The following is a 15370-nucleotide window of genomic DNA, read 5'->3' as shown; positions in this document are numbered from 1 at the left end:
GGCAGGATCCCGAGCGCCTGCGCGCGGCGGCTCAACTCCCTCGATGCCATGCCGGCCGGCCGCATCGGCATCGGCAGCGATGTAGAGCCGCTGACAACCATGGGGCAGCCGAAAGGCGGAAAGGTGATTGGCGGTCAGCGTCGCGGCCATCGGCATGCCCGGCATCACGTGCGCGAGCGACAAGATGCTTTCGAGCCCTTCGCCCGCGACTATCACCGGCACGGGCGCATTACCGGGAAAACGGAAGCGCACGGCATTTCCGAGCAGCCCGCCGAGCGCGCGGCGGGGATCGTTCACCTTCGCCTTTCCGTCGCCCCCCGGATCGAGCCAGGTGCGATGCACACCGGTGATCGCGCCTGAGGGATCGGTCACGGCTGCGATCAGCGCCGGATAGCTCAACGTCCTGCCGGTCACGAGGTCCCGGTAAAAGCACGAGGGATGGAAACGGAGCGCCTGGTGCTGAGCTGCCCGCAGGATGCCCCGCTGGCGCAAATAGCTGTCGGCCAGTGAACGGCCAAGCGGCTTCGTCATCCGGAACAAGCGTCTTGCGCGTTCGCCTGCCGGTCTATCGACCGGCGGATCGGTGTGGGCGTCGCCCCTGCGGGACGACGCCGGATGGGGAAGGCTTAGGAAACGCCGCACCTCGTCTGCGACATCACGGAAGTCCACCAACCCGCAGGTTTCTCGAACGAGGTCGAGCAGATCGCCATATTGAGAGGTTGCTGCATCTGTCCACCGCCCAGCACGCGGGCCGGAGAGATGGACATAGAGCGACTTGCCCTTGCTGTTGGCGACGTCGCCGACAATCCAGTAGTTGCCGGCCCGATGGCCGGCGGAGAGGTAATGACGGCAGACCGCCTCGGCGTCGCGCGCGAGACGATCGGCCAATTGAGAAGCGGACAGCATGGCGATCATACCGGTCCAGTGACATCGACGATCGGATGCCGTTCGATGAGGCGAGCGACGATCGCCGATCCTTCCTCGGACGTCGGAATGAAGAACCTGAGCTTCCAGGCGATCATCTCTGAGAACAGACCCACGGATTTGAGCCTGTCCCGCATCCCGTCGGTGAAGCCATTGAGTTCGACACGATAGTCGTTCATCACCCGAACCCGGCGCAACGTCATATCCCCTGCGAGGGCAACGACCGAGGAGCCGCCGAGAAGCGATTGCCAGACCTGGTCGGCGTTGATGACCTCCGTCTGATCGAGCCCGAAATTCCGGCAAAGTCGGGAAAGGCCCTCCGAAGAGATCAAGCGGCCGACGATCCGCTCGCCCTCGTCGGTCTCCAGACGATAGACGCGGCAGAAATCCTGCGGCAGCAATTTCCAGATCGGCAATAGTAGACCGGAGACGACATGCATGGTCGTGATGGAAAACTCCGGGAGATTGGCCACTTCGGCATCCCATGCGGCTGAGAAGATCTGCTCGTCCGCTTCCTCCCAGTTCGTTTCTTCGAGCTGGCGCACCTCAAACCGGATTTCGTCCATCGGCCGGATGAGCGCGACGCGCGGCTGGACTGAACCGTCATCAAGCATGACCGAGCGGGTCGGAACCTGCACGGCCGGGCGGCCGGACTTGCCGTTGACCATCAGCTTGACACGTGGGTCACGGCCCACAAGTTTCAGGGCGTCGGCCAGCAGCAGCGGCGTATTGCGATCCATGCGCTCGATCGTCAGCAGATGCGACTGCGCGCCTGTGACCGGGTGGGTATAGACGAGTTGCCTAGCCTTCACCGTCATACGGTCCGCTGTCAGCGTCTCCAGCCCCTTGTCATAGACACCGGCGGCGATTGCGCCCTCGATCCGGGCAGCCAGCAACTGTTCGAAGGCGTCGAACAACAGGTTCTGCATAGCAACCGTCAGCGCCAGCATGCGGTTGAGGAAGGTGTGGATCGGCGGCAGTTCGTCCTTGAGACCACCTTCCTCGGCGGTCAATGAAAGGCCCGTAATCGTCTCGAATTTTTCCAGCGAGCAGCCATCGATCCCGCTACGGTGGATGAGCTTGTAGAACTGCCTGAGCGCGTCGCGGGCGTACTGGGATTCAAGATTGTCCTCGCTCCTGAACATCCCCTGCCCGCCGGTCTGGCGCTGACCCCGGGTAATCGCGCCGAGTGTGTCGAGGCGCCGCGCAATCGTTGACAGGAAGCGGCGTTCCGCCTTGACGTTGGTGGCGATCATGCGGAAGCGCGGCGGCTGTGCCTGGTTGGTGCGATGACTGCGCCCGAGACCCTGGATCGCCACATCGGCCCGCCAGCCGGCTTCAAGAAGATTGTGCAGACGCAGGCGTTGGTTCTTCGCGCCGAGATCAGCATGATAGGAGCGTCCCGTGCCGCCGGCTTCGCTGAAGATCAGGATCGGCTTTTCGTCATCCATGAAGGCGCGGGTCTCGTCGAGATTGGCGCTGCCCGGCCGACTTTCGACGGCGAAGCGGGCGATCGAGCCGCCGTCGTCGCGGCGGACAATCCGGCGCGTGCGCCCGGTGATCTCGGCAACGCGATCCGTCCCAAAATGCTGGACGATCTGGTCCAGCGCGGTCGGGATCGCCGGCAGGCTGCCGAGCCGTTCGAGCAACGCGTCACGGCGCACGACTGCTTCGCGGCACAGGACCGGGTTGCCCGCGGCGTCATAGACCGGCCGCGACAGGAGGTTGCCTTCGGCGTCGGAATATTCCTCGAAGAGCTGGGTCGGGAAGGAATGGTTGAGATATTCCGCGACGATCTCGCGCGGCGTGACGTCGACCTGAACGTCGCCCCACTCTTCGGTCGGGATCTCGGCGAGCCGGCGCTCGGTGAGCGATTGGCCGGTGGAGATGATCTGGACGATCGCCGCGTGGCCCTCCTCCACATCTTTGTCGATCGCGTTGATCAAGGCCGGTGTCTTCATCGAGGTCAAGAGGTGATTGAAGAAGCGCTGCTTCGAGCTCTCGAAGGCGGACCGGGCGGCGGCTTTGGCGTTTTTATTGAGCGTTCCCTTGCTGCTGATAATACCGGAGGCTTCGAGCGCTTCGTTGAGATTGTTGTGGATGATCTGGAAGGCCTCGGCATAGGAATCGTAGATGCGGACCTGTTCCTTGGTCAGTTCATGTTCGAGGATGTCATATTCCACACCTTCGAACGACAAGGACCTTGATGCGTAGAGCCCCATCGCCTTGAGGTCGCGGGCAAGCACTTCCATCGTCGCAACTCCGCCGTCTTCGATCGCAGCGATGAATTCGGATCGGGTCGAGAAAGGAAAGTCGGCGCTGCCCCAGAGGCCGAGGCGTTCGGCATAGGCGAGTGACTCAACCTCGGACGCACCGGTTGCGGAGACATAGACGACGCGGGCATCGGGCAGAGCGCGCTGCAGGCGCAGACCGGCGCGGCCCTGTTGCGAGGCGGCCTTTTCGCCACGCTCGGACTTGCCGCCGGCGGCATTCGCCATAGCGTGGCCTTCATCGAAGATGATGACGCCGTCGAAATCGTTTCCCAGCCAATCGACGATCTGCTGGACGCGCGATTGCTTGCCTTCGCGCTCGTCGGTGCGCAGCGTGGCAAACGTCACGAAGAGGATGCCCTCCTCGAGCTTGATCGCCTCCCCCTGCCGGAAGCGCGACAGCGGTGTGACCAGCAGCTTCTCCTGACCGAGCGCGCTCCAGTCGCGCTGTGCATCCTCGATCAGGGTTTCGGACTTCGAAATCCACAAATGGCGACGACGGCCCTGAAGCCAGTTATCCAATATGATGCCAGCAGCCTGGCGGCCTTTGCCGGCACCCGTGCCATCGCCCAGAAACCAGCCACGGCGAAAGCGAACAGCACCTTCGGTCTCGGGCGTGACAGCCTTGAGATTGTCGAAGCTGGCATCAACGGACCAGTGGCCGGCGAGATAGCCGGAATGAGCCTCGCCGGCATAGATCACGCTTTCAAGCTGGGCGTCGGACAGATCGCCATCGGTGATGATGCGCTTCGGCAGGTGCGGCCGATAGCTCGGCTTGGGCGGCGCGACCGATGCCATGGCGACGGATTCGACCAGTTTGTCCGGGTGGGGCTTTGCGTCCGGGATATGGATCGCCTGCAAGCGATAGGGTTCGTAGATGCCGTCGGCGACGTCGACGCGGGTGTTCGGCGCTGCATCGCGCAGTTCGTAGTCGAGCTCGACAACCTCGTCGTCGATACGGAGGGGCGGCGGGGATGTCGGTTGCTGTGCACGAACAGCCGGAGTTGTCCGACTTGCCGGAGCGATCACCGCTGCGGGACGGAAGGTGTCGGCGGCCTTGCGGGCGGCCATTTTCGCTGCGCAGGCGCGTACGATTCCATTGGAAAGCGCGCCGATCGAGTTGGGCGCGGTCGAGGGCGAGCGGGGCGGAAGGCCCGATATCCATGAAAGTAATGTTTCCAGATCGGGAGCGACACCGTGCGAGGCGATGAGGCTCTTGGGATCGGCGGCGGCGATCTTGTCGATCACCGTCAGCCGCGTCTCCATCGTCGTGCCGTGCCGGGCATAGACAGAGCCATCGATCGCGGCGCTGAACAGAACCGTGCCGCGCTCTTGCAGGCGGACGAAGGCGTCGTGCCATTTGGGATTGTCGGGTGAAAGGCTGGAACCGGTGATCGCCACTAGCCGGCCGCCAGGGGCAAGCCGCGCGAAGGCGGAGGCAAGATGACGCCATGCGGCGTCGGCCATGCGCCCTTCGACATGAACGCCGGCAGAAAACGGCGGGTTCATCAAGACGACCGTCGGACGAACCGAACGGTCGAGATAGTCATCGATGTGGGCGGCGTCGTGTTGCGACACCACCGAGCCTAAGAAGAGTTGCTCCAGCAGACCGTGGCGAACCGGCGCATATTCGTTGAGAGAAAGGCGCGCATGCGCGAGTTCGCCGAAGATCGCCATGAGGCCGGTTCCGGCAGACGGTTCGAGCACGGTATCGTCCGCCTTGAGGCCTGCGGCGTGGGCCGCGATAAGGCCAAGCGGCAGTGGGGTGGAAAACTGCTGGAGCTGCTGGCTTTCCTCGGAGCGGCGCGTATGGGTCGGAATGAGCGACGCGACCTTGGTCAGCATCGCCAGCGCCGCCTTGGGCACGTTCGTGCGAGCGGAAATCGCCGCGCCGAACTTGCGCAGAAACAGGACCTGCGCGACCTCGGTCGCTTCATAGGCGTCTTTCCATGCCCAGAAACCTTCGGCGTCGGAACCGCCGAAAGTGTCCGTGAGGATGGCGCGCAAATCGGCTGCGCCGATGGACTGCCCGCGTTCGAGAAACGGCAAAAGCTGATGGCCGGCGAGGAGAATTTTTCCTGCACGGCCGGCACGGTCGGCGGGAGCGAGCGACGTAGCGGCCGCGTTCGCGGCGCGGGAAGAGGTCACGTTCATGGGAAATCCTGTCGAGAGCCGGAAAGACCGGCCCGCCCGGACGCTCTCCAAACCCCGGCAGGCCGCCCCTTTCCCGCCCCTCTCTCCCTCCCGGGCGGACGGCGGCCAGCGCCCGGCTTTCAGCCGGGTGCGAGCTTCAGGTTGCCGAAGGCCGCAATGCCGGCGACCGACATCTCATGCAGAACGGCCTTGCCACCAGCGGCAATCCAGTCTGCGGCCTCCTCTGCGCTAAGCTGATGCACGTGAACAGAATGGCGCTCGGCAGTCGCGCGCTGTCGCTCGAAGGCTTCCTGATCCTCGAAGGCGTAGAGCGTGTCTCCCGGGCCGTCCCAATAGACGAGGGCAAAGCGGACAGGCCGTACGACCTCTGAGCGGAAGTTCAGAAAGACCGGCGCGGCGGCCGAGCGGGGGCGGTCGATTGCAGGCATGGTCATGATGCTCTCCTGAAAACGCGGCAAGGCCCGGCGCTCCGTTCGGAGCACCGGACCTGGTTGGAAACAGAAACGTGGAATCGACAGCGTTCGGCCCCGACGGGTCAGGGCGGGCCGGAGGCGACGCCGTCGGTAAGAACCTCGCCGGTGTGGCTTCGAGGAGCTTCAGGGCGGCCGTCGACAGCGACGTACTCGATCGTGAGGTGAGGGAACCCCTTGCCGTCCGGCGCCACATGGTCGTTCGGGCCTTCAACTCCGATGACGATCCCAGGGACCCGGGACGGGACGAGGCTCTCTCCCTCGCTCGCTTTGGTGGGCCCTCCCCCAATGCGGCCCTCCTCTCACCCCTCCGGGCGGCGCGTCCGACCGCAATGGATCGCGGCACCGCCAGGCCGAATGGCTCTTGCGTAGCCCCCGGAAGCAGGTTAATCGACGTGTTGTAATGTTATTACATACCAAATCGCCGGACACGATCCGAACCGGATAACCGAAAGGCTCCAAAGAATGCAGAAGACCATCAAAAAACTCGGCTACGCACTCAGTGTTTCCTCAGCGCTTCTTTTCGCGGGACAGGCTCTTTCCGAGGGGACGTCGGGCGCCCAAACATCATCCGGGCACGATCACGCCCAGAGCCATTCCCATGATGCGAAAGGATCCGTGTACGAAGGGTATTTCGAGGACGATCAGGTAAAGCCGCGCGCGCTTTCGGACTGGGAAGGCGATTGGCAGTCCGTCTATCCCTATCTGGTCGATGGCACGCTGGACCCGGTCTTGGCGGACAAGGCAAAGCACGGCGACAAGAGCGCCGGCGAATATCGCGCCTATTACGACGCTGGATATAAAACCGGCATCGATCGGATCGCCATCGAGGGCAGCAACGTCACGTTCTTCCGCGGAAAAGAGTCTATCAGCGGAAACTATGAAACGGACGGCCATGAAATCCTCACCTACAAGAAGGGCAATCGGGGTGTCCGCTACGTCTTCAAGAAGACCGGTGGTGATGGTACCGCTCCGCAGTTCATCCAGTTCAGTGACCACATCATCACGCCCGAGAAGGCGGGCCATTACCACCTCTATTGGGGCAATGACCGTGCCGCCCTGCTGAAGGAAGTCACCAACTGGCCGACCTACTATCCGTCACACCTGAACGGCAAACAGATCGTCGACGAAATGCTAGCTCATTGAACCTACCCGAAACGTCGGCTGACGGGCTGGAGTGCCCAGATGCCTGAGTTCCCCGGCGCGGGCGAGGAACCGATCCTGATCGGCCTCGCCACGCCGAACGCGGACCGGGGAAGTCGTCATCGACGACGCCGTTCACCCCGCCCATTGGTTCCAACCAAGCTGCGTTCCCCCGGCGCGCGCCGACGGCAGTCTCCGCGACCGTCGCGACCAGAGCCCGAAGGGCGCACGGGTTTTTACTGTCTGTTTTTTGATAGTAAGATGGACGCTACCCGTGTACGTTCGGCCGGAGCAAGAGGAGAACCAAGGTGCGTAACTTCACGATCGGCGATCAGACAGTGGGAGAATCCTCGCCGGAGTTTCGGGCGCTGCTTCCGCACGCCTACGAGCAAAGGCTTCGCCCGATGTGCATGTGCAAGGAGCCCCCGGTTGCGATGTATATCGCGCGCCTGGAGGATCAGTATCTCATCAAACGCATGCCGCTTTCGGGGCGCGACCACGATCCTGCGTGCCCCTCCTATGAGCCTCCCTACGAGCTATCCGGCCTCGGCCCCCTGATCGGCAATGCGATCCGGATCGATGCCGGCGGCAAGGCAGACCTGAAGCTCGATTTTTCCCTGACAAAACGCGGGCCACGATCGGCGCCCGGCGCACCGGCTGAAGCAGCGGAGCCGGGCATACGCAGCGAGCCCAAGAAACTGTCGCTCAGGGCGATGCTGCATTATCTCTGGGAGGCCGGCGAACTGACGGAATGGCGCTCGACGTGGACGGGCCGGCGCGGCTGGGGCCGGGTGCGCACGAGCCTCATCAATGCCGCCTCGCAGATGACCGCAAGGGGCGGTCCGTTGAGCGACATGCTCTTCGTTCCTGAGGTGTTTCATCCGGACGACAAGGACGGGATCGCTGCCCGGCGCGCCGCCGCACTCAAGAGCATACAGGCGACAGGTTCGGGACTGCGAAAACTCATGATGATCGTGGCCGAGGTGAAGGAGTTTTCCGCAGCCCGCGAGGGGCACAAGATAGTCGTACGGCACCTGCCCTTCCCGCTGATGATCGAGAATGGCGCATGGAGGCGACTCGCAGCGCGCTATGAGACCGAACTGGAACTGTGGCACTCGAGCGAGGCATTGCATCTGATCGTCATCGCCACCTTCGGCGTCTCGACCGCCGGCATCGCGTCGGTCGAGGAGGTCGCCCTGATGGTGGTCAACGAGCATTGGCTGCCGTTCGAGGACATCCACGAGCTACGGCTCTTGGAAAAGCTCAGCCACCTCAAGCGAAAGAGCGTCAAGGGCCTGCGTTTCAACCTACCTCGCGACGCGCCGATCGTATCGGCGACATTGCCGGAACAGAAGCCCGCCCCTGTCGCGATGTTCATCATCCCGGCAAGCGCCGGAGATGAATACGAGCAGGCACTCACCAATATGATCGACGCGAGACCGGAGATTGTGCCTTGGGTCTGGAGGGTGGCCGAGGGCGAGATGCCGCGACTTCCTTGATACGGGAACACGGAGCTGCGGGGCGTTGACAGGGCGAGACGAATAAGAACACCTGCGGCATTGACACCTATCCGTCTTTTTCAATCGGACCATCGTGAAGCCTGAAAAGAAACCGTTCGTCGTCGAGATCAAAAATCGGCGTCGCCTGTCCCGAAAAGAACATTCGATCTGGGGAAAAATCGACCTGAAAGCCGCTGGCGATCAGGTCGACGCCGAGCAGACAGCCGGTGAGAGTGATTTGGCAATGTCCATGCGGCCGTCCGAGGCTGCGACGGATCAGAACGCCACCGACATCAGCGCCTGATCGCATCGTAGACCAGCTTCGGTACCACCCATCCGTTCACGTAGAAATATCGCTTCGCCCGGAGACGCGCGATATAGGCGTCTTGCTCCTTGTGGGAGGCAAGACGGTTGAAGTGTGTCCGGGAATAATCGATCATTCCATTCCCTTCAGTCAGTTCCAACGGACCTTCCGCGGCCAAGGCTTGGATGTGGGATTGGAGCGTTCTGACAACGCCGTCGTAGCGGTACTTCTTAGCCAGGGCGGCCTTCAGCCGGCCCGACTGCATCGGAGAGAGTCCATCGGTGGTGAACATCAGGTATCTCCTCGATTCTCGGCGCGCGAACGATTCCGGGGAACTGACCTCGGCCAACGTCTCGGCGCATCTGGGTGGTTGCAAGCGATTAGCTCGGGCCGGCAGCTTCGCCTGGCCGGAAAATCACAGGCGCCGGAAAGTGTTGCGCGTAATGACATCCTGCCGTCGGCGCTTCACCGTCGCGATCACGTCTTGAAGGAAATCGTCCGGCTCCCCGTTGCGGTAAGGCCCGCTCTCCGACCAGACCAGCGTGTCCACCATTGCCGGGATGAAGTGGAAGTCGAACGTGAGGCCATCTCGCTCCAGGACGCCGGAAAGGTCGGCATACGCGTCGAGCGCAAGGGGCACGATCTCTGCGGCGCGGGATCTCATGGCCTGCCATCCGACCGCGTCCCAGACCTTGGACATCTGGACGATCCTGTCCGAGACGGGCCGGCGACCCTCGTGCAGCCCCCGGAAATACAGCATGGCTTCCCATATACAGAGAGCAGCCCGACCTCTCTTGCGGTGAACAGACGATCTGCATCGTCGCCGGCAGGAGCACGCAGACCGTCACTCGGCGCGAGCGACGATAGGGAAAGCTCGAGGGCCCGATCCTGCTGCCGGAAACGGGCCAACAAATCCTCGCTGCTGGTATGATGGATAGCCTTGGCGGTGATCAGCGAAACGCTGGCGCCGAAGGTTTCCGGGCGTTGCGAGGGGTGGTTCGTCCACTGGATCACCACCACTTCGCGCAGCCTCACTGACCGCGCCACGATGGCCTGCACCACGAACTGCCACGGGAATTCGCTCAAGTCGATGTCGACTGACGCTTCCGTATCGACGTTGCCGGACAGGGCTGGCAGAAGGGCTATGATGCGGCTGGCAATGAAGATGTTGAGCGCACTGTCGACGTGTGGCGCCGATGCGCGAAAGGCTTCGATTAGTTCGTGTCGCGTCACGCGGATCGGATTTGTCGCTCCGAAATCGGTGAACAGGACAAGGCCCGCTTCTGTTTCGCTGCATTCGAGCATATTGGTCAGAACCAGCATTTCGAGCGGTGTGATGTCGGCCAATGGGATGGGCGGGTGGCAGATGATCCTGGCTTCGATATTGGTCATGGCATTGCCTTTCGGTGAAATGCGAAAAGCCCGGCGCAATGGCCGGGCGATGAAAGGGATGGATGAGAGGCGCGAGCGAAGAATCCGCAGTCAGGCTGCGCTTTCCAGTAGCTTCCTCGCCTTGCCCTCCAGTTCGAGCCGCGTGTCCTGATGGGCTTTTCCGCGGGCAAGTGCCGTGATGCCCTGGACAAAATCGAAGATGCTCTCCGGTGGCCTCCCTTCTTCGGAAAGCACCGTCTCGATGATCTTGCCGGTTTCGGCCTTGGAGAAGCCGCGCTTGCGGAGGAAATCCGAGCGATCCTCGTCATTTCGCGCAACGACCCGTTCACGTGCGGCGCGAATGCCGGCGATGAAGGGCGCGGGCGAGGAATTGGCGAAGTTCGTCAACGCCGGGGCGGCTTCATGGGCAAAACGTTGCGCCGCGAACTTCGAGTGCCGGATGGTAATTTCCTCGAAATTTTCGGTGCCCCACAAATTGCGATTGGCACAAACCGCCCGCAGATAGAACGATGCTATGCCGAGTGTCTTGGACCCGACTTCGGAGTTCCAGGCATAGAACCCGCGGAAGTAGAGATCCGGCTCACCGTTCGGCAGGCGACCAGCCTCGATCGGATGCATGTCGTCGACGAGGAACAGAAACACATCGCGGTCGCTGGCATAGAGCGTGGTCGTATCTTTGGTGATATCGACGAACGGATTGTGGGTCATGGTTGACCAATCGAGCACGCCCGGTACCTTCCAGATCGTGTCGCCGGTTCCGTTGCCGGCGATGCTCATCACGGCGGCGACCAGATCTTTATCCCAGATGCGGCCGTATTCGGGGCCAGTCATCGCCCGCAGCTCGACGCGGCCGTCATCCATCTCCAGTGTTTTGACCAGTTCGGAGTTGTGGTTGAGGAGCCCGTGCTGAAGATTGATCGCGGCCAGCGGCGCAGGCAGTTGCCGCATATAGCTCGCAGGCGCTCCGACCAGGCTGCAAAGCTGACCGTAGCTCCAATGCGTCGGTGCAATCGGCTCACGCCCGCCGGGAACAATCAAGGCAAGACGCTCGGCATTGTCACGGGTGGCTTCCACGCGGACCTCCACGCTTTCAACCGTTCGAACACGGGCGCGATCGGTTCTGGCGCTGACCGCGCGATGAAGATCGGAGAGCGACAGATAGCGCTCATCGTCGGGACGCGAGAACCATTCGGATGAGACGCGGCCGATGCGTTCGCCGCGGGAAATATCGACCTTGAAGCCGGACGAGACCGGCCGCGGGCTGGAAATCATGGTGTTCATGCTCAAATCTCCTGAAACGAAGAAGCCCGGCTGATCGCTTTCGCGACAACCGGGCTGGTGGGGTGGATGAAGATGGCTCGCCGCCGAAGCGCCTGTCCGACGCGGCAAGCAGGCGGGACGCTCGGGTGCGCCACCCGAGAGCGGCGCGTATTGGATCTCAATCGATCGCCTGGAATATCTCGGCAGCTTCCGGATGGTCGGCCGAATAGGCGTAGAGACGGCCGTAGCCTTCAGAGAGATGTTCGGACTGATACTTGAAGGAGAGATGGGAGAAGGCGAACAGCGTGGCGATGATGCCGGCGGCCTCGGCGGACACCTCCCCCTGAAATCCGGTAATGTCGCCGATGATCCGAAACCGCGATCTGGATGTCGGAGCGAGAAACAGCGGCTTGCCCTCGTATTCGTAGAAATCCCAGAAGCCGCCGCCATAATCGAGCGGGCTCAGCCGCTCCATCAAGCTATAGACTGCGTTCTCGGCGACGATCATGAGTGAACGACCGAACAGGGTCGGCAGGAATTCCTGACGACGCGCTTCGGGGACGATGGTGGCGCTTTGGGGCGCAATCACGGGTGTCGACATCGATTTACTCTCCAGAGAGGCGACAGGGTTCAGGCCGGACAACCCCCTCTCCATCGCCCGGCCTCAACCCTCCCTGGCCCCTCTCTTCCCTCTCCTGCCGATCCCAGCCGCCCCTTCCCGGCGAGACTGCTCTGTCTCCAACGTTCAGAAATCAGAAAGGCCCGACACAGTGGCCGGGCCTCCAATTGAGCAATGGGTTTGGGAACGATTATTCCGCTGCTTCGAGGCGCTCGCCGTCATGCTCCGCACGATCGACGGATGCCTCTTCGGCATCGGCGCCTTCCGTCAGGAAGGCCGGCAGTTCGACGTGAGCACTTTCCACGGCATTGTCATCGATAATCCCGTCCGCATCCGCCACGGGGGCAGCAGCGGCCTCGGCCGGGATCTCGTCGACCGGGAGCCGCAGCACTTCAGGGAGCCATCCGCTTCCTTCCAGCAGCCGGGCGGCCTCACGCGCCATGTCGGGCTTCTTGAGGTGATCGATGAGTTGCGCCGACTGTTCGCCCTTCGCCTCGCGAACGGCTTGCAGGATATGTGCCTTCGTGACGAGCCCGAGATAGTTGTCTACCGTCGGCGTCCAGCCTGCCTCGACCATGCTGAAGCCGATCGAGTGGGCAAGCTGCTTCGCATGGGCGACTTCCCTCGAGCGCCGGTTCCAGGCTTGGATCGTGGCGTTCAGCGACAGGGAGACGCAATGGGCAAAGAGCGCCATGCGGCTGGCCTCGTCGAGAGCGATCAGATAGTCCCAGACTTCGTCGGCATTGCCGGGAAGATCATGGCCCCAGGACTCCTGCCGCTGTTCGATCTCCTTCGCCCAGACCGTATCGCCGAGCCCCTGCGTCTGGCTGAACGCGGTCTGCTGCGCGGTGATCTCCAGGCACGAGTCCGACCCGTATCTGTAGAAGGTTTTCAGGACGAACACATGCAGGGCCGCGACAAAGGCCATCACCGGATCATTGGCAAGCGCGTTGCGAAGCGCGACAGTACGGGCGGCCGTCAGATCCTCGATGATGCGGTCGGAGAGCGGACGAATCTTCCCGTCATCTTCCTCCGGTTCCTCGATACCCACAGGCTTGCCGTTAATCGAGACCCCGCCTGTTGCAGGAGCAGCAACGACATCGTCACCGCTTTTGCCGTTGTCGTCGCGATCATCGACATCACTGCCGGCCGTCTCGACGACAGGTTCATCTTCGGGCCGGACGAACCCCCGTTCGATCTTCAACTCACCATTGACGGCAAGCGAGATGAAGGCGCCACCGCGGGCGACTTCTTCGGGATCGAAGACATAAGGCCGATCGTTCAGGGCATCCAACGCGTTGCCGAGTTCCTCAAGCCGGGCTTCGGTTTCCTCGGAATAGTCTTCCGCCGCGGCATATTCGGCATCGCGCCTGTCATATTCCGCCTTTAGAGCGTCATGGCGTGCAAGCTCCTCCTCGGTGTACTCCACCCGTTCACCGTAGAAGCGGCGGAGGCCGGAGGTGTGGCCATAATGAAAGTCAAAGGCGGCATTGACCCATTTCCAGCCCTCTTCGGTCTTCAGCGCTTCGGCGTCGGCGGCCAGTTTCTCGAGCACGAGCTGTTCGAGCAGCGCTGGGTCCTGCAGCCACCCGCCATTATCCTGCTCGAACAGGTCGCGCATAACGACACCGCCGGCAGCCTCATAGGCGTCGATGCCGACATAGACGGCGCGTCGATCGGATGCCCGAACCGCGGTTTCGGTCAGCATCCGGCGGATATAGTAGGCGTCCTGATTATGGGACCGCGAGATCGTGTCCCAAACCTGCTCCTGCCGGAGGTGGTCATTGGTGATCGAAAATGCCATGACCTGGCCGAGCTTCATCTCGTCATTGGCATAGAGCTCGAGCAGGCGGGGCGAGACGGCGGCCAGCCGCAGGCGCTGCTTCACCGTCGCTACCGAAATGTGGAAGCGGGCGGCAATCTCTTCCTCGTCGAGCCCCTGCTCGCGCAGCGCCATCATACCGCGAAACTCGTCCAGCGGATGTAGATCGAGGCGCTTGACGTTCTCGGCAAGTGAATCCTCGACTTCGAGAGTTTCGCCTTTGCTGACGATGCAGGGAATTCCGGCGGTTTTGGACAGCTTCTTCTGGTTGACCAGCAATTCCAGCGCGCGGTAGCGACGGCCGCCCGCCGGAATACGATAGATGCCGGTCTCTTTGCCGTCTGCATCGACTTCGGCGCGAACATTGAGGCTGGTCAGAAGTCCGCGATGGGCAATGTCTTCGGCGAGCTCCTCGATCGATACGCCCGCCTTGGTCTTGCGCACGTTCTGCTGGCTGAGAACGAGCTTGTTGAAGGGTATGTCGCGCCCGGCGTTGAGGGTGATTTTCTGGTTGGCCTGTGCCATATCGTTTCTCCGTAGCGGGCTGGCCGGAGCCTCTCTCCGACAACCGCAACCCACCGCGAACGCCCCTTCCCCCTCTCCCTCCTTGCCGGTCCGCAACCTTCACCGTTCCCGAATGGCACCCGCCTCATTGCAAACCGCAGATGACTATCTTCCGCCCCGCCACCGCCATTCCCTATCCTACTCGCGGCCATCGGTCCCAGGGAGTCCGTAGAAGAAGTCAGGGGTATTCGCGCGGGCGGACGAAGAGATTCCAGGACAGGTTCAACGGGATGTCATAGATTCGGGTCGGAGCAGTACGCGCTGCTTTGGGGCGTCGAAACCCTGCTAGCGGTTGGTGCCACCCGAAAGGCGGAATTCTCGACACCCGGGGGCGGCGTGATTACGGCCGTTCAGCGAAAAATCACCGCGGGCGACACCCTCGGCCGCTGCAACCACTTCGCCGTCCCGACCGCGTTTCAACACGTCGACGCCCGTCCGGCCATCCAATCAAGCTTTGCGATGGAGACCTTGAGTTCGCACCCGCGAAAACGCATAGCTGCACTGCACAATAAGTGATAGCCGATCGCACAATCTATGGGCATAGTGCCTATAGCTGATGCAGATTGATGGCTTCTCCTCCCAGTGCCATCGCGTCGGCTGTTCCCCTCTGAAGGTTTAGGTACCTTCACACTTCAACGGGCCTCGGTTTTTCCGGCGGCCCGATTTTTTTATGCACTTTGGCTCAAAGCGTGTCCTGAACCGTCAGAGGTCAGTTCAATCCCAATCGTTGAGCGTCCCAGGAAAGAACCGGAGGAAAGGCGGCGGCCTATTTATGGGAGAACGAGGTGACAGGATAAATTGACTCTGCCGTCTTCGAGCGATGGAGCGGACCGCCTCTTTCACAAAAAACAGACCGCACTGCTGCGTCATTCGTTTACCCGAGCTCATTGTCAAAACGACCCGACGGCCTCCATTATCCGCCGAATTCGCTATAAGGCATGCACTCGAC

Annotated in this window: 11 protein-coding genes and 1 pseudogene; 3 read left to right on the top strand and 9 right to left on the bottom strand. The window is 62.0% G+C overall.

Going from position 1 to position 15370, the window contains the following annotated elements; translation table 11 throughout:
* The 3 genes and pseudogenes from USDA257_RS31295 to USDA257_RS31285 all read right to left on the bottom strand — a co-directional run.
* Positions 1-915, bottom strand: a pseudogene (locus USDA257_RS31295) (DUF7146 domain-containing protein); the annotation flags it as partial.
* Positions 912-5348, bottom strand: a complete 4437-nt coding sequence (locus USDA257_RS31290; RefSeq protein ID WP_014858018.1) for a strawberry notch-like NTP hydrolase domain-containing protein — start codon at positions 5346-5348, stop codon at positions 912-914. The gene USDA257_RS31290 and the pseudogene USDA257_RS31295, both read right to left, overlap by 4 nt.
* 119 nt (positions 5349-5467) lie before the next feature.
* Positions 5468-5782, bottom strand: coding sequence for a hypothetical protein (locus USDA257_RS31285; protein ID WP_014858017.1), 315 nt, complete (start codon positions 5780-5782; stop codon positions 5468-5470).
* Between the two features lie 501 nt (positions 5783-6283).
* On the opposite strand from USDA257_RS31285, the gene USDA257_RS31275 reads away from it, so the two are divergent.
* The 3 genes from USDA257_RS31275 (at position 6284) to USDA257_RS36400 (ending at position 8764) form a co-directional block, all read left to right on the top strand.
* Positions 6284-6964, top strand: coding sequence for a ZinT family metal-binding protein (locus USDA257_RS31275; RefSeq protein WP_014858015.1), 681 nt, complete (start codon positions 6284-6286; stop codon positions 6962-6964).
* Positions 6965-7269: 305 nt separating this feature from the next.
* Positions 7270-8460 carry a DUF1173 domain-containing protein gene (locus USDA257_RS31270; protein WP_014858014.1) on the top strand — a complete coding sequence of 397 codons (1191 nt, stop codon included), beginning with the start codon at positions 7270-7272 and terminating at the stop codon, positions 8458-8460.
* Positions 8461-8554: 94 nt separating this feature from the next.
* Positions 8555-8764, top strand: a complete 210-nt coding sequence (locus USDA257_RS36400; RefSeq protein ID WP_037462502.1) for a hypothetical protein — start codon at positions 8555-8557, stop codon at positions 8762-8764.
* Here USDA257_RS36400 and USDA257_RS31260 read toward each other — a convergent pair.
* From USDA257_RS31260 to USDA257_RS31235, 6 genes are all read right to left on the bottom strand, one after another.
* Positions 8754-9056 carry a hypothetical protein gene (locus tag USDA257_RS31260; RefSeq protein ID WP_014858012.1) on the bottom strand — a complete coding sequence of 101 codons (303 nt, stop codon included), beginning with the start codon at positions 9054-9056 and terminating at the stop codon, positions 8754-8756. The genes USDA257_RS36400 and USDA257_RS31260 overlap by 11 nt on opposite strands.
* A 123-nt stretch (positions 9057-9179) precedes the next feature.
* Positions 9180-9464, bottom strand: coding sequence for a hypothetical protein (locus tag USDA257_RS34830; RefSeq protein WP_141322091.1), 285 nt, complete (start codon positions 9462-9464; stop codon positions 9180-9182).
* Positions 9425-10156: a hypothetical protein gene (locus USDA257_RS38155; RefSeq protein ID WP_223843485.1), complete on the bottom strand. Its 732-nt coding sequence runs from the start codon at positions 10154-10156 to the stop codon at positions 9425-9427. Before USDA257_RS38155 ends, USDA257_RS34830 begins: the two co-directional genes overlap by 40 nt.
* A gap of 90 nt (positions 10157-10246) precedes the next feature.
* Complete coding sequence (locus tag USDA257_RS31245) at positions 10247-11437, bottom strand: hypothetical protein (protein WP_014858009.1); 1191 nt, start codon at positions 11435-11437, stop codon at positions 10247-10249.
* A gap of 157 nt (positions 11438-11594) precedes the next feature.
* Positions 11595-12017, bottom strand: a complete 423-nt coding sequence (locus USDA257_RS31240) for an antirestriction protein (protein WP_014858008.1) — start codon at positions 12015-12017, stop codon at positions 11595-11597.
* Positions 12018-12225: 208 nt separating this feature from the next.
* Positions 12226-14382 (bottom strand): ParB/RepB/Spo0J family partition protein, encoded by a 2157-nt coding sequence (locus tag USDA257_RS31235; RefSeq protein WP_014858007.1) that lies wholly within the window; start codon positions 14380-14382, stop codon positions 12226-12228.
* Positions 14383-15370 lie beyond the last annotated feature (988 nt).

This window comes from Sinorhizobium fredii USDA 257, assembly GCF_000265205.3.
In the GTDB taxonomy this organism is placed as follows: Bacteria; Pseudomonadota; Alphaproteobacteria; order Rhizobiales; family Rhizobiaceae; genus Sinorhizobium; species Sinorhizobium fredii_B.
This window is presented reverse-complemented; position numbering and strand designations above follow the sequence as displayed.